This is a genomic window from Idiomarina sp. 28-8, from assembly GCF_000320945.2.
Classification (GTDB): domain Bacteria; phylum Pseudomonadota; class Gammaproteobacteria; order Enterobacterales; family Alteromonadaceae; genus Idiomarina; species Idiomarina loihiensis.
On the sequence record NZ_DF266789.1, the window covers coordinates 195,612 to 211,792 of the forward strand.

A 16,181-nucleotide genomic window follows, 5' to 3' on the forward strand; every position below is an offset into this window, starting at 1 on the left:
GCGCCTTCAAAAAATACTCCCTTCTTTTAAAAGCTCGAAAAAATTAAACCACATTAACGATTATAGAACGGCGACCGGTCATCCGTATAATCATACAAGCGAGTTCTTCGGTGCAACTGCTGTCCGCCATTACGCGACAGCGGTACCCAGCTAAAGCCAATGCGTTGCCGCGTGTGGCGTACGCTCATTAAGTCAAACGGAATGCTAATGAAAAAGCCCTTAGTAAAACTGCCCTCCCCATATTCTTCCGCCGAAACATTAGTAAAGGCCGCGTAAGCACCAGCAATAACGCCACTGTCAAAGCGTTTCTGCAACGTCACATTAACGCCTTTGTCACCCGCCAGGAATTGGCCCGCATCCAACTGCAATAAAGTATCTGACAACCACGGCATTTGATAATAAGCACTAACAAAGCCAGTCGTCACTTCATAATCTAAGAAGCCGGTACCACCTGTAAAGTTCCGCTGGCGTACTCGGTTAATATGCGCCCCAAAAGCCCATGGGCTGTCTATAGGCCGGTACAATATCTCAGCCCCGGCACCACCAAACATCCGCTCAAGGTACCCTGCGTACGCCATGGCGAACCAGTCCTGACCGAGCCGTTTATGGTAAGTCACCTGCGCAGAATCTAGCCACACGTCATTCTTAATATAGCGTCTTACCTGAGTACGCACTTCTGGCAACTCAGAAGGCCCACCACCTAAAAAGTTGAATTCATCGTAGTTGTTGGCCAGGTTAAAACCCGTTTCGGCAAACACTTCAATATTCTCTGTAAGCCAACGACTACCAAATGCAAACACACCCAGCTGATAGGTCTGGAAGTTTTCCGGGCTACCAAAGTCCTGCTGGAAAAAAGGCTTCAACCCGTAACGGTTAGCAAACTTGTAGTCAGGGTTCAGCTTCCAGTCATCGCTGTCTTTACCCGGTGTTTCGTCAGGGTAAATACGTGTAAATAACTCTTCGGTTCCATCAACGCTTTTACCCGGGTCTTCATTACGAATGCGGCGTTTAAATTCCTCGGCATTAACCTGAGTATTCACACTAGGGTCAAACAGTACCTGATCAACCATATTATAAGTTTTTACTGATTCAGGAAGCTCTGCCGCCATAATACGGGCAGCGCGGTCATAGGCTTCATCACTGTTACGAAAACGACGATGATAAGCATACATAGTTACTTCTTCATCTGTTGTTGCCGCAAAACGAGCGCCACCAAAAGCGCCCTGCTTAGTCATTTCGCCGCGCATAGCTGCCCAGTCAACGTCATCCAGATTGTTCGCTTTCGGTTTCTGAGGCGGGGTTTTAGGCGGCGTGGTTTTCACCTGGTTCAACTCGTTAAAGTTAGTACGCAGGCTAAAATTAAACATTAGCGTATCGCCACGCTCATAACTTAACTGTACATCGAAGTAATCGGTTACCTGATAGTTCGCTCCAAAGTTCCAGCGGCTGTCTACAACGATAGGCACGCCAGCCTGGTCACGGCTGTAATCGTTACCTTCGTACTCGGCCTTTAAGGTTAATGGCTCCCAGGGGGTTTGGTACTCTATACCACCAAACAAAGCCATAGATCCGGTAAACCACTGGTCATATTCCAGTTCACCGCCCTTTCCACTAAAACCTGTCTTTCTGGTACAGTATTCGTCCGACACTTCACAAAAAGGGTTAGACACATCATCGTATGTGCCTAAACGTCCAAACCCGACCCCTAAGCTAATATCGACTGGGCCAAAACGTTTGCTCCCTACAATATATTCGGCATCAAAAAGCCCGGTGCCGGCTAAATCTCTTAAGCCCACGCTCACTTCAGGTAACCAATAACTTTCCTGCCATAAGCGGGCTTTTACATCAAAGCCTTTGTCCGTCAATATTGAGTCGCCACTAAAGTCTGGCACATCACTATATAAACGGTTAGGAAAACGGGTATAAAACGCAGTGGTCTCAAGCCAGGGCAACAACTGCAAATTCACCGAGTAACGGCGATACTCTTCCATATCGGAGTAACTAATGGCTAATTCACCCTCTTTAGCCATACGAGCCGTAGGATTTTGCATTAAACCTACCGAGCCATAATTATTATAACTAGGCGACAAATCCTGACGCGACCAGTGCCGTTCTGGTGTAGGCTCTGAACTTACTTTGTATGAAGGCATATTAGTTGTGGAACGAACCGACTCATCCGCAACAAAGTGCTGCAACAAATCACGAATATCGGTATTCAGACTCTTAAATTTAGGCGGTAATTGGTTGGGTTCAAAACCTAACCACAAAATATTACCAGGTAACAGCTCTGTCGCATCCTGCTGAAAGTAACTCCAGTTGCTCTCCAGCTCACCTGCAACCGATACTTTTAGCGCCTGAGTTTTATTGTGCGCTGCAAGCAACGCCGAATTGTTCTCAATACTATGTATCCAGTTAGCCACGGTTTTACCCGAGTGAAACTTATATTGTCCGGGCTCTGCAAAAAGGCCATAGGCATAAATCACTTCGGGCCTGTCGGACACCACCAGTTGATACTGGCCTTCAGGCAGCAATGGGTTATTTGCCAAACGTTGCCGCGCCTGCTCTATGCTAACAGCACCGGTTAGTTGTTTACCTAACCGCCAACGTTTTATTTGGTTAGCAACTAAAGCAACGGCATCTGCTTTATCAGTTTCTCTGCGGCCGCGCCAATAATCTTCAAGTTCAGCCAAATTGCCAAGTACGGCACGTTTTTGTGCATCTATCTGGCTCTGATCATCCACTTTTATTAAGCGAGCTGTCGGCCAATAAATATTTTCTAACAAGCCCTGCTCTTGCATTGCAGACAACGCCTGCTGCAAACGAACCGGGCCTTCAAAGGTAATTTTTTGCGTTTTAGCGGTTACCGGCATAGCCACCATTACAAGCGCAGCCAGGGTAAAAGAAAGTAACACTGTTTTTTTCATGAACGGGCTCATTTCGCTACTTTATTAGAATAATCACGACCTATCCAGGTCACTTGAGTTAATGTCAACGTCACTTCACCAGGAAACAACTGCTGCTCGCTTTTCACCACATGCCCATCGCTTTCAACCCAAAAGCGGTTAATAAAGGTTTCTCCGGTTAATTTAAAGCGCCCTTTCTCTTCTATTAAAGTGACATCAACTTCACCAAAGGGCAGATCCAGAGTTTGCTCTTCCTGTACATAGAACTGTGAATTTACCGTGCGGCTTAAGGTTTGCTCTTCGAATTGGTAATCGTAGTCACGCTGCCAGCTCGTTTTGCATTTCGCTGGTTGGGTAATAATGCACTGCAATGGATCCTGGCTTAAATTGGAAGTGGCCAGTAAGTTCTGGCGTAAGTCCTGAGTTCTTATAACGCGGCCATTGCGTATTACCAGCGTTTCCTTTTCAGCGGTTACAAAATGTCTTTCACCGGGGTTATCAATAAAGCCCAGCACAATAAGTGTACGCGGAAATCCTTCCCATTGGGCGTACATAGCTGTATAGGGAAAGTCCTTTATTTCTTCAGGAGTGAGTTCGGCGTCTTGTTGCTCTTTAAAGGCGTACTCAACTGTTTCACGAACTTCGTCCGTAACTGCGGTGCAGCCAGAAACAATAACGGCCCAAAAAGTGAGTAAGCAATAGCGAATTAACATGAATGAATCTCTTATTCCAACAAAGTAAACAGCACCATATAACGAACAAAAAAATACCGCCCGAACGGCGGTATTTTATCACAAACTTTTATAAGCCAGGCAAGCGAAGCGCTTCACTAACCGACTCTATGCTATTAACACTTACTGTACTGGAACAGTAATTGTGTAAGTGTTAGTACCAGTACCAGTTACAGTTACAGTGGTCTCTGGGTTCTCGTCACAGTCCGGACCAGTACATCCGTCATCAATAATTGGACTAGAAGAGCTGTCAGAAACCGCGGCTACAGTTGCTGCTGCTGCAACACCTGCAAAAACCAATGCCTGAGTAGATAAACCACCAATACCGGCAGTTGAAGCAGAGGCGCCAGCTGTACCGGTTGATCCTTCTTCCTGTGCCATTGCCGGCGCGGCCGCTAAGCCTAACGCAGCAACAGTTGCTAATGCTAAAGTTTTCATAATATTCACCTCACTCCAGAGATATAGATACATGTATCGCTGTGACTGAAAACACTCCAGTTAACAGCAACTTTAATAGTATGCCGCACCGCATTAAATTGCAAACTAGATTTACAGTCGTTTTCACTTACAATCCATTAATCGCCGCGATTGCAATCGCCGAATTATAGATGATACCGGTAACCTGAGACCAAAGCTCAAGATCATCTGTATAGGTGGTATCCATTGGCACAATAATAGTATCGCCCGGGCCTAATTGCGAATTCCCGCTAAAGCTGAACCAACTGCTGCCGTCATTGTATGGCTCTATTGCACCGTTGGCTTTCACAATATAAATACGCTCTTCGTCGGCTTTTTCTTTGATACCACCACTTTGCTGAATATACTCGCCCACGGTAAGCTCCGGGTCAAAACGATATGAAGTTGCCATTTGCACTTCACCCATAATGCTAACCGAATCAGTGTTAGAGGGTACATGCAGCGTATCCCCGTCTTTTAACTGCACATCATTAGCACCATTGCTACTGAGTAACTTGGGCAAGTCCATAATCAGCCGGCCAACCGGCTTTGCCGATAACAAGTCAGACAAAAGCGTTCGCATTTCACTGTAAGACACACGGCTGTCACCGGTTCCTGTCATCATATTACCGGCTACTTCCTTTTGTAGTTCTTGAGCCAATATACGCTTGCGTTCTTCTTCCCGCTTTCGAAGTTCTTGACGAGTAAAAATGGCGCCGTCTATAAAGGCATGCTCGGTAAAGCCACCGGCACGCTCAATTAGCTGCGTTAACGTTTCACCACGCTTAATGGCGTAAGTACCGGGGAACCGGACTTCACCACGCAACGTCACCTCATAAGTATTTTGCCATTCAGGGATACTCAATATGTTCAGCCTGTCACGGCCCTGAATTGGTACATCAGTTTCACCATTCAGTACATCTTTCAACGCTACCGTTAAATACTCGGTTTGACCCGAGCCATCACCAAAGCTGAATCGAGTCACCTCGGCACGAGCCAGATACGCGGAATCTTTCACACCACCTCCGGCTTCTAAAAGCCGACTAACACTGGCATTCTCAACTAACGGATAGACGCCCGGATAATTCACTTCTCCGGCGACATAAACCAAAGGAGCACTTGCAGAAGTCGAACTTTGCTGCCGAAGACGAAGCATAATTGGCTCTAAAAGCTTCTCTCGGGAGTACGCCGCTAAATTCGCTTCTGATATCTTAGTGTCATCCCTATCGGGCTTACCAAAAAGAGCCGTGGCTTCTTTTACTTCACCGGTATCCGGTGTTTTTACATTAGCACTTTTCAGCTTTTGCTCTTCAATGGCCCTCTCCCGTTTGCTCATTGCAAAACGAGAAAGTTGCTGTGCTTCTTCTTGTTTCGTCTGATAGCGGCTAAAAATAACAATCTGATCGCGTTCATGCAGAACAAGATTTTCTTCTGCATCCCCACTTATCGCTTCAGCTACGTTAAATTGATAAAGGCTAATGTCCCTTTTCGGTCCGGTTTCTCGTACCACTAAACCGTAGTCTAAATCAGCCTGGTCGAGCAGTGCGTAGCGACTATCACGCAAAACATCGTTTATGCGTAAGCCTTCTTCCCACTCATAATAACCTGGTCGCGACACCGCCCCAACAAGCAATAAACTGTTATCAAGTGAATCCGATACTTGTCTTAAAGTCAGCACATCACCGCCTTTAAGGGGCTGACTCAATTGCTTATCAGAGGTTAAGTCAATCGATTTGATTAGACGTTTACCATTAGTAATTCGTTGTAACTGCGCAACAGACAAATACGCATCTTCCCCAGCTCCGCCAGAAAAACGCAAAGCATCATGTATTGTTTCGTCACCTTTTAACTCATATAAAGCTGGCCGCTTTACTTCTCCTTTCACCGTCACCATCTCGCCCCGGGGTGGAATGAAGACCACATCGCCGCTTTGTAACAAAGTATCGCCCGACGCATCGCCCTCTAGAAGTAGATTGTATAAATCAAATTCAGTAATCACTTCACCCGCTCGCATTAATCGAATAGATCGTAATGAAGCAATATCAGACACACCACCAGCAACATAAAGTGCTTGACTGATTGTCGATAATGAACTGACCGTATAGGAACCAGGCTTATACGCTTCGCCCGCTATGAACACCTGAATCGATCGCAAACTACCCATCGAGACGGCAACATTAATTCCAATCATGCGCTCTTTTACCTGACTCTGAATCAACTCCTTCATTAAACTGTAATTCAGTCCGTTTAATGTCAGTTCTCCAACACCAGGCAAAAATACTTTCCCTTCACGATCAATTGTTAGCTCATAGCTCCGACTTTCCTTACCAAAAAGCTGTACTTTTACGGTATCTCCCACTCCCATAATATAATTTGAAGGAACGGGTGCATACGAGGTAGGCGCAAAGGTTTGAGGCTCCCCGGCGAACAAATCATAACCAAAAGGCTTAGGTTCCTCTTTTCTTTTAGTCCTCTCCCGTGCCTGCTCCTCGTTACTTTCTGAACCGTTACTGTTTTGGCGCGGAGTGACTACCGGCTCTTGTTCACTTTGCTGTGACGAACTCGATGAACTATTAGTCGAACCATTCAACAGGCCAGGGTCAACACCATACTGACGTGCCAAAGCTTCTTGCTGGGCCCGGGGGAGCTTTTTAAATTGCTCTATTTGGCTCTGACTTGGCATAGACTGCGCGCTAGCCGAATTCATTACTCCAAAAGTTGAAGCAACCAATAGCAGCACCGCACAGTATAATGCCGAACCAGACAAGAAAGATTTCAACGAGACCAAAGTATTTCCCCTTTATGCGTTTTTTTAAACACTTCAATAATCGCAGCATTTTATAAGTTAACTAACAAAAAAGCTACGGTAGTCTTTTACAATAAGACGTTAAAGCTTGTCCTCCAGAGACGATAGAGTTACCGGTCGCAACTCTGTTACATATTGTGTTCCACAACTCTCTTAATATTCATTGCATTAACCGCTCAAAGGCACTCCCATCATTCCGTACAGCATCCACCACGTAAGGCGCATAGACATCATAAAGCATGCGAGTTGAACTGTGTCCTAACAGTCTGGAAACAAACAGCGGGTTTTCATGAGCCGCCAGATGCAATACTGCGGCTGTATGCCTAGTGACATAGGGCGTCCTTGGAGCAATGCCTATTTTTTCAAGTGTCGGGTACCATACTTTATTGGACACTTCATACATTGTTACTGGCTTACCTCCTTGGGAATTGAAAACAAAATTCCCTTTTGAGGCTCTACTATTCATTGTTCGTTTAAGAGCCGCGGCAACGGTTGGCGTCATTACAATGTCTCGGCGGGACTTTGGTGTTTTTACGTCAGTTAACCGGCCCCGCACATAATTGAACCGAATGTGAATCAACTGATGGTCAAAGTCGATATTTTCCAGCTGCAACCCATGGATTTCACAGCTTCGCATTCCTGTATGAAAACGAACCAAAAAATAGTCGTGCCAATTTTGGGGGACTGCGCTCAAAAACGACTTTACTTGTTGTTGGGTCATTGGCCGCGGATCGCTTGGCTCCTCTCTCAGCGGCTTAAGTTTTTTTAGCGGATACTCGAAGTCCCATTCTTCAGATGCCAGGTAGAGTAAACTGATCAGTGGGACAAGAATGATATTTATTCGTTTATTAGACAAACACCGGCCACCTTCATTATTAACACGCTCACACAACTTACTTCTAAACCGCTGTACCTGAGCTAACGTAATATCACTGACAATGGTGTTACCGAATTCCGGTAAAAGATAGCGGGATAACGTTGACTCCAAGCTTTCACAGTAACTGACTTTCCACTCGTGACGCTTTCGCTCGAACCACTGCTGCGCGTAATCAGAAAATAATGGCGCCACCTGATCGGGTTGTTTTGCGCGTCTCAGTCGTGCGTATTTTTCTAACTTCTTTGACTCAGGGAAGTGCTCTGCATAATCAAAAACTCCCAAGGCCAACTCCGCATTCATCTGTTTTACGTGCTTTTCCAGCTTTTTCTGATTCGCAGGCGTTGCGAGCAGTCGTGATGACTCTCTAAATCGCGTGCCAAAGCAGCAAATATCATATTCAAGAATATTGTCATGCCGTGTGCGCAAGTGAATCATAGCTAAGCTTCCTTCAACCTATTAACGAACACTGTATATTTATACAGCATTCTAAAGAAAGGTCAAATTTCGAACAAAGCCTTATCAAACCATTGGCCACGTAGATTGTTTATCGACGTCTGTCGAGGAGCTCCGTGATCAGAGCGAAGCGATGTCGCTGGGTCGTTCACTAGTTGAGCTCATTAAGAGTCACCGCTCAGTCGCGCATCTAACAACACTGTGTTTTTTGACTGCTTCGATGAAAACTCTATCGTGATCGCCTCTCTTTCTTTCTCGAAGGTCATTAACAGATCCTCGTCGGCAAATAATTCGGTTGCTCGAAACATCAACGCGCGACTGACTTGTATCGTTTCATGAGTAAATGCGGCAGCATCATCAACTTTCAATGCGACCCGGTGAGCTGCATAGCGAGATTTGTTTGCTAACGATACTTCCAGTACCGGCTCTCCAGTTAACCTCAAATTCAATGGGTACTTTTGAGAAGCAACATCAATTTCTTTTAAGGCATGAATTAACTTGTTCGCCATTACCACGATCTTACCGTCTTGCTTTAAAAGCCTCAGCGGTGTTAATTTCCTATCTGCCTCCCCCAAATCAATCCTAAACTCCATTGAGTCTGAATAGACGACAATCTGCGAGCGAGAGAAGCGGATACCACTATTTCTCTGACGAGCAACAATCGACAGCGCATGATTCAGAAGGCCAAGTTTATCCCGCTTCACCGTAAGCCGGAGTGGCTCTTTACTGACATTGCCGTGCGACTCAGCAGCAAATGCGCGTGCGAGCACTTGAAACTCTTTTCCTTTGATGAGCAACGCTATCCCTCGCGGAAACAAAGATATATTACCGACGACAGAATTTCCGCTGGTAGAATGGCGCGTTAATTTTAACGTTCGCTCGAACAACATAATGTCTTTGTGCTCAATCTGATAAGAGAACTGATATTCATCTCTCAGCCCGACTGCTTCCATCCGCTCGTTACGCTCAATCACCTGAGCCCTCATACGATAAACGACCTGCTCACTATGCATGGTTTCATCTTCAAAAAGCCCCCGTTGCATGAGCGTTTCTGACAAATGAGTTGCACCAGAGAGCACCAGCTGCTGATTTTCTAAGTCAACCTCGAGCTCTAGATACGGTAGCTTCTTTAGCTGTGCGCTAAAGCGCTGCATGGCTGCCAAATCGATTTTAAGTAATGCGCTCTTTGCTTCCTCTTTGTAAAGAATGGTGCGCTTAACTTCAGAGAAACCTTTTTTCAATCCGGGAGGCGTAGCGATAGCAAGACAATTCTGCAAAAGGTCGACTTCCATGACGGCCGAATGGTCGACGTCAACATTGTTTCTCGTTTTTTCAGAGAGCTTCATCATAAGCTCTATTGATTGCACTAAGTTATCGTTGTGTATCGTTAACTTCATTTCTTCGTCTCTTCATCAACTTGTCGAAACGCCGCATAGAGCTCTAAAGAGCATAAGAGGTTCGGTAGTTTATCCCATAGCGGCCAGCGTAAACGGTACGGTTTTATCCGCATTTCAACTCGTGACGCCTCCTTCTTTTGCTCTGTTTCTTTGATCCTGACTTGATAATCAACTCTTTCAATAAGTGATCTCCACGAGCCATCATCACAATTCAGCTCCATGATGCAATCCCCTAAGCCCAAGATTCTAAATGCACGAAGTATCTGCTCAGCATCGCGCTTATTGCTGACCGTCTCTTTTTTTAAACACCTTTTCAACGTGCTGATTGCATTTTGCTCAACCGACAGCCAACGCTGCGCTGTCATTCGCTCTTGAAAACGGATCCAGGTCGGGAAAGCTCTCGGCGATAATTGCTGTAAAAACTGTACATTGGGAAGCTCAGTTAACCCTTCGAAATAGCGTTGTACGTGCTTACTTATGGATAAATGACTTAAGGGGCGATACTGGTAATCATAAAGCGCATCAATGAAGTCACTGAACGTGATAACCGTATCAACAGTCTGAACTGACCGTTGTACCTGCGTCGTGAGTTTTCTCGCATCCGCTAACCCAAAAATCGCTGTTTTGAATAGCGCTTTTTCTTTGTTGTTACTCGTAAACACGCGTTTGATCGTCTCGAAGCGCGCGTTCGTCTGCGGCAACAGATTATGCAATACGCTTTTGTTAAGCGGTGAGGCGCGCATAGAGCTTAATTCAAATGTCACCAGGTCAAAAAAGTGGAGGTAGCTTGCTGCTGAGGTTGCTGGCGTCGCGTGACCTAACATCATCGCTAAAAAGTCAAGGATTGGAAAATAACTATTAAGCGCTCTCCCTTCCGCTGACAAAGCCTGCTTGATACGCTCTAACTGCTTAGAGGAGAAAAGTTCGTGCGGCTCTATGGCTTGAGTCCCATTCAGGCTCTTTTGTGCTAAAAAATATTCAGCAACGTTAGCCTGGATGGACGGAAACGCACCTTGCGCTAAAACAAGCAATAAATTATTCGCTGCGCAGTGACGTAGCGAATGAACAACCAGATCGGGGATCTGAGTTTGCTCACGCAAAAGCGCGATAAAATCGCGCTCATGGACTTGCACGGCGTTCGAATCAAACAGTCGCTCATGGGTTTTAGAGCGCGTCTCAATGTAATTCAAAAGCGACAGATACAACGAGTTTGGCAGTAACGCTAGAGGCAATTTACGTGGCGCATTGGTCGTTTTTCGACCGGCAAACTTTGTCACATAAAGCACATCGCTCTCGACATTGATATCATCAACGGCAAGCAGTAACGCTTCGTTGCGCCGTAAACCACAGTAATAACAAAGTTGCATCATTAAAACAGTTTGTTCACGCGCGCTTGAGCGCATCGCAAGAAACGCATGACAAGTCGAGTCAAATAGTTGCGCAGGAATGAAGTGTGCTCTGACACTCTCTATCGTTACGCCGGCGAGCTCAAGCTCATCAAAGTCATACAATCGAAGCTCTGATATTTCATGAACGTACTGCAAAAATCGCAGCACCGTGCTCTGCTTATCAGCACCTTCAAGATCAGAAATCGAATCACCTAAACGATGCGTGAGCTCATAGAGCGCATCAACGCTCGATTGCGCATCAGCTAACAAATCCTCATCGCTCAATGTTTCAACCAAAAACACGCTGAGTGTCGACAGGTAGCTTCGTATCGAGCTTGCTTTTAGTCGCTTTTTGCTCGCGCTGCCATGCAGGAGCAAATCAGCGCAAAAAAGTGCCAATAATTGCGCTAATATCGATGGCGCCTGCTCCGCATCTTCACCCAATGTGTTGAAAAGCAGTCGCTCTATCTCAGAGCGCGCCCTCTTGAGCGCTTTGGCGCTTCTGCCAGGTATGTACACTTGCTCTTCATACGTGGATAAAATGCGACGCAGTGCATCAATCAACTGCCTATCGACATTCCCGGCGCGGTGCTCCGGCGAAAATGCAAGTCTCAGCCCGGAATCAACACCAAATGTTTTTTTATCGGATGTGTCACCCGTCAATGCCGCAATCGCTGTCTTGCGTTGCCGCTTACGCTTGACATGATGCGTTTGAGCCCCGCGTTCACTCGGGCCAATTTGACCTGACAGCGCCAATATTAATGACTCGTCAGACAATACTGTTGTAACTGTCGATAGCGAGGTTGCAACAAGCGGTGTTGTCTGAAAGTTAAGTGCCAATAGCGCATTATCAACCGACAGCGCGGTAGAAGCCATCGCCGGCTCTGTCGCCCTTATCTTCTGCCACCACTGCTCAAATGCCTTGTTTAAAAATTGCTTTTTTGAAGCCTTAATCGACTGCGCTTGGCGTAGGTGCAACAAACTTTCTGCGTCTAACCATACCCGCTGACGTCGCGGCGCTTCTATGAGTACTGATGCTCTGTTTAAATCGCTGAAGCACAATAAATCGCTCTGCTTAGCCTCAAGCACCAACGCTAACGTCTTGCTATCGCTGATGTGCGAGCGTTTGGCAATGGATAAGGCGTGTAACAAATAGCGCTGGGGGTCGCTAAATTGATGAAACACTGATGAGACGATTGCGTCGTCAAGCTTTCGCTCGAGCAATGATTGGAGCAAAAAGACAGGGTTATGCTCATTAATGAGCGTTTCTCGTTGCTTTAAGGGTCGAAACTCAACAGGCTGAATTAACACCTGATGTTCGCTTTTAAAGTGATAAAGCGCACGCATACTCAGCCACAGCGCTTCAAGCAACTCGTGAGTATTGGCATATTGATAGACACTCAGTGCGCGGCGTTGTAGATAGTTTTCCGCAACTTGTTTACTTGCGTTAAGCGCGTCGCGGCAATGCTTATTTAATACCGCAAACACAACGTCGACTTCGTTGCGCACTAGCTTATGCGAGCTGCTTAGCGCACTGGCGATATTTGTTTGAGTAAAATCGTTCATAACGCACTTTCCAACCGATTTATTAGATCGAGAACGCTTGCGTCGTTTGCTGTTATGCGCTCATTGTCCGGTTGCATACGCGCCCTTTGCTGCGCGGCAATGTGGCGGATATCAAACAGACTGTAATTCGACAACAAACCGGCGCCAGAGCGCGAATGATTCATAAAGCCATTGAGCGAGGTTTGAGAAAAGTCATCGAGCGATGCATTAAGAAACGCGTTCGCCGCAACATGGCGAAACGCCTGCGCCGATAGCTCATCATCAATAAGCGTTTTAATTTGTGCATCAACGCGCGTTTTTGACAAATGCTGCCAGCGGCATGTGCCTGACTTGTCAACCGACAATAACATTACTAAAGCCGGTGGCCGCTGTATCGCCAGGCGAGCAGACAGCGCGTCGCACAATGTGCTGGTCGAACAAAGTAACTGACACAACGCATTGGTTAATACAATAAGGCGTCGCTCATCTTTATGATGAGCTCGCTTATCCCGAACGCTTAATAACCCACTGTTTTTGTCAAAATGGCGATGCGCCGGAAAAGGTTTTGATACGGGTCTTAGCGCAACACGGGTTGCTATACGCATATAACAATAAAGCGCAACATTATTGAATGCTTCGATAATCGCTTTATCATCGATTTGCTGTGCCAGTGTGTTAATTAACTGCTCGTATAAAAGTGTTAACGCGTCATCTTTTATCGAGCGATCGGAGCCTTGTCGTTCGTTATCGGCAAAGTCAGACAAACCTGAGTCAGATTTATTTTCGTGTGTATCCTTGCTATCAATACGTATACCTACGTTGTCGACAAAATTATCCCAAGCGCTTAACAGCGTTACCTCGAGCTCCTCGTTCGTCACGTTGATATAGTGACTTTGCACCGTACTCTGATTTTTTAAGAAGTTAAGAAACGTTTCGGGGGCTTGCTCTCGTGCAAACTGAAAAAATGTTGTTTCAAATGCGCGTCGGGTGACGCCTCTTTTTTTCAGTCCGGTCTCGTTAAGTACATGATTAATGAAACGGCGATAACCTTTTTCATCGACTAACAGTACGTTACTAAGCACCGCGTCGTTACGCTCGGTTGAGTTGCTTTTATTTCGCAGCACGATATTTAATAAGCTACCAAGAGGGTTTGGCAGCTTTACCTTTAAATTTTTACAGCTCTCTTCGTATAGATAATCATCAGCGGGGAGGCTCGTGTCAATGAGCGTGGCAGGCAATATCAGCTGCGCAAATATATGCTTTCGCGCTCTGTCGAAATCGTAACGCAGCACCTTCACGTCATGCGCATCAGCATGCTTTTTACTCGAGCTTCTCCCACTGACGTTTTGCAAATAAAACGCATCGACATCCGATAACGTCAACATTTTGAGCATGAGGCGCAAAAGAATACTTGCTAATTCCGCATCCACGTCTTCCAGTTCACCGGAAACAAAACTTTGACTGATGTATTCTAGCGCTGTGCGCAGCTCGCCAACGGTTGCGCTCGAAAACGAGAAAGGAAGTGCTAATTCATGCTTTCTCAGCGCATTGCTAATAGCCGACTGTTGAGCCTGATAAGACCGCTTTCGTTGTGATTGCGTGCGCTCAAGATGCGGCGTCACTTGAGTAAAGCGCCCGACTTCCTCACCCGCTTGGTTTGTCGTTTGCATTAACGCAATATCAGCCTCATCCATGCGGACCTCTGCGAAGGTATGCTTGTTCGTCGTATCGATGATGCTATTCTTACGAAGCGCGGCTAAATCGATCCGCCGCTGCTGTGGCGGCTGAAAATAGCGCGCTGCTTTGTTTAACGTTTTATTGTTATTTCTTAACGCAACTTGACGTAGGTCGCGGCGCAGTTCGGACAATGTACTATCGAGTGCAAATTGTGCCGTGATACCTCGCGCTTTTAACTCATCAACACGACAGCATTCAGACGAGTCGACTTTTAAAAACGCATTATAAAACTGCAAACATGCCGCGTAGTCGTTAAAGCCGCGCGCACTGCATAAATGCGCGAGTAAGATATAAAGAAGCTCTGAGCGTTGTGACTCAGCGTATTGCTCCGACGCATCAGGCAATAACGACATCGTCGAGAAAAACGGATGCTCCTGCAGCTGCGAGTGCAAGTCTTTGCGTCGGATGTTTTGCATAACAGCGCTCGTTCGTTTCTCTGCATCGAGTCGGCCAATAAATACGCGATAACGATTCATCTGGTATGCGCTTAAACTTAAATTGACGTCGATAAAATAGCGACAGAAGAGGCCTAGTTTTGCGGCGTGCTCGCCGATACTGTCGGCAGGGTAGTGAAAGTGCGCAATCATCTCCTCAAGCAGGCTATCGTCGACATTACTCATCATCAAACAACTCACTGCCAAAGATTTCGTTTGCCTCAAGTGCGTTTTTTAAACTTGCTCGCGGCGGCCTCGCCTGATTTTTCGATACCGTCAGTTTTCCGCCTTGGAATCGCATCTTTTTAATTGCTGTCGTTATCGCGTCAGTACTTACTCCAAATACATAAGACAAGCGATTAAGACGGAGTAAGGCCGCTACTTTAAATTGCTTAACTCCAAACTTCTGATGAGCATAAAGTTCGAATGCGTTTGTGACACTTAGATGTTGCGTGATCGTGCTATCAATCAGGACTGTGTGAAGTTCGTGCTCGTCATCAAAGTTAAGGAGCGCAAATGTCAGCTTTAAGTCCTGAAAGCGCCGACTGAGCTCGCGAAGTAACAAGGCCTCATCGAGCGCAATATATCTCGTATCTAACTTCGCAACTCGCACGCAATACAGTGACTTACAAATGCGCTCTAATAAGTCACGCTCAACAATTTCGTCAATAAAGCGACTAACGCGAGCGACGGCTTCTAAATTAAATTTTCGTGCGTCAAATGTTATCTCACTCAACTTCAAGCGTTTTTGTCTCATAGCAACCGTTTTTTTAACTGCATTTGAAACGAGCTTATCGCTTTTTTGAGCTTTTTGAAGTCCGTAGGTCTGGCTAAATTAGCCGACCTAGTACCGGCTTTCAAAAACGGTATCGTGCAGCGTATATAACAAAATATTTTTTATAAAAACCGATGGTAAGCGCTCACTTTTAACACCTCCCCCTAATTTTATAAGGGTTATTTAAAATTATTGCTTTTTTAAATGATTACTTAGACTGACTCTCCGAAAGTAACATTTTGTTACAAACTTCTTCGAAAAAAGTTTTTCTACGCTCAAATACCGTCAGGATTTGTCCATAGAACGCCATTGATCTGTAAGAAAGTAACTCCAACCACACAACCGGCCAAAATAATTGCCTCTGAGAGGGTTAAAGGCTTCGGGCATCACTGTCTACGAAGCCCTCCGAAGACTGAGAGCCCCTATCTGGCCTGATGGGCTTTTCTTTCGTACCTTTGGTCAGAAGCTTACCCGTAAGTGCGTTAACGTATGAATCACGTCTGGGAGTTATTCTCTGACGCACCGAGTCGATTGATACCCCAGATACCGATACCAAAAAAGATTATTAATCCAACAATTAGCATCAACAGTAGCCATAATTGTCCAGTTGTCATAGCACGTAACCCTTTTAAAAATAGTCTCTCGATGAGAAGATTTTCTGAAGATTTAACTCTAATCA

At 45.8% G+C, this 16,181-nt stretch carries 9 protein-coding genes; all 9 read right to left on the reverse strand.

Annotated elements, in window-relative coordinates:
- Positions 1–53: 53 nt before the first annotated feature.
- The 9 genes from RJ32_RS01075 to RJ32_RS01115 all read right to left on the reverse strand — a co-directional run bounded on the left by RJ32_RS01075 (position 54) and on the right by RJ32_RS01115 (position 15,484).
- Positions 54–2,924 (reverse strand): YjbH domain-containing protein, encoded by a 2,871-nt coding sequence (locus tag RJ32_RS01075; RefSeq protein ID WP_034818514.1) that lies wholly within the window; start codon positions 2,922–2,924, stop codon positions 54–56.
- 8 nt (positions 2,925–2,932) lie between these two features.
- On the reverse strand, positions 2,933–3,616 hold the full coding sequence (locus RJ32_RS01080) for a YjbF family lipoprotein (RefSeq protein ID WP_051018702.1): 684 nt from the start codon (positions 3,614–3,616) through the stop codon (positions 2,933–2,935).
- A gap of 141 nt (positions 3,617–3,757) precedes the next feature.
- Positions 3,758–4,072 (reverse strand): hypothetical protein, encoded by a 315-nt coding sequence (locus RJ32_RS01085; RefSeq protein WP_034818384.1) that lies wholly within the window; start codon positions 4,070–4,072, stop codon positions 3,758–3,760.
- Positions 4,073–4,199: 127 nt separating this feature from the next.
- Positions 4,200–6,797: an SLBB domain-containing protein gene (locus RJ32_RS01090; RefSeq protein ID WP_235598889.1), complete on the reverse strand. Its 2,598-nt coding sequence runs from the start codon at positions 6,795–6,797 to the stop codon at positions 4,200–4,202.
- A gap of 259 nt (positions 6,798–7,056) precedes the next feature.
- The gene (locus tag RJ32_RS01095; RefSeq protein WP_034818386.1) at positions 7,057–8,208 is read right to left on the reverse strand and encodes a site-specific integrase; all 1,152 of its coding nucleotides are present in this window, start codon (positions 8,206–8,208) and stop codon (positions 7,057–7,059) included.
- Positions 8,209–8,390: 182 nt separating this feature from the next.
- Positions 8,391–9,575, reverse strand: a complete 1,185-nt coding sequence (locus tag RJ32_RS01100; RefSeq protein ID WP_145914799.1) for a hypothetical protein — start codon at positions 9,573–9,575, stop codon at positions 8,391–8,393.
- A gap of 44 nt (positions 9,576–9,619) precedes the next feature.
- Positions 9,620–12,577 carry a tyrosine-type recombinase/integrase gene (locus RJ32_RS01105; protein ID WP_034818388.1) on the reverse strand — a complete coding sequence of 986 codons (2,958 nt, stop codon included), beginning with the start codon at positions 12,575–12,577 and terminating at the stop codon, positions 9,620–9,622.
- Entirely contained in the window at positions 12,574–14,916 is a 2,343-nt protein-coding gene (locus RJ32_RS01110) for a hypothetical protein (RefSeq protein ID WP_145914800.1), read from the reverse strand. Before RJ32_RS01110 ends, RJ32_RS01105 begins: the two co-directional genes overlap by 4 nt.
- Positions 14,906–15,484 (reverse strand): hypothetical protein, encoded by a 579-nt coding sequence (locus RJ32_RS01115; RefSeq protein WP_034818390.1) that lies wholly within the window; start codon positions 15,482–15,484, stop codon positions 14,906–14,908. Before RJ32_RS01115 ends, RJ32_RS01110 begins: the two co-directional genes overlap by 11 nt.
- Positions 15,485–16,181: the final 697 nt, after the last annotated feature.

Coding starts and splice junctions, on each gene's coding strand:
- RJ32_RS01075 (WP_034818514.1), bottom strand. CDS start 2,924: ATGAAAAAAACAGTGTTACTTTCTTTTACCCTGGCTGCGCTTGTAATG.
- RJ32_RS01080 (WP_051018702.1), bottom strand. CDS start 3,616: ATGTTAATTCGCTATTGCTTACTCACTTTTTGGGCCGTTATTGTTTCT.
- RJ32_RS01085 (WP_034818384.1), bottom strand. CDS start 4,072: ATGAAAACTTTAGCATTAGCAACTGTTGCTGCGTTAGGCTTAGCGGCC.
- RJ32_RS01090 (WP_235598889.1), bottom strand. CDS start 6,797: ATGAATTCGGCTAGCGCGCAGTCTATGCCAAGTCAGAGCCAAATAGAG.
- RJ32_RS01095 (WP_034818386.1), bottom strand. CDS start 8,208: ATGATTCACTTGCGCACACGGCATGACAATATTCTTGAATATGATATT.
- RJ32_RS01100 (WP_145914799.1), bottom strand. CDS start 9,575: ATGATGAAGCTCTCTGAAAAAACGAGAAACAATGTTGACGTCGACCAT.
- RJ32_RS01105 (WP_034818388.1), bottom strand. CDS start 12,577: ATGAACGATTTTACTCAAACAAATATCGCCAGTGCGCTAAGCAGCTCG.
- RJ32_RS01110 (WP_145914800.1), bottom strand. CDS start 14,916: ATGATGAGTAATGTCGACGATAGCCTGCTTGAGGAGATGATTGCGCAC.
- RJ32_RS01115 (WP_034818390.1), bottom strand. CDS start 15,484: ATGAGACAAAAACGCTTGAAGTTGAGTGAGATAACATTTGACGCACGA.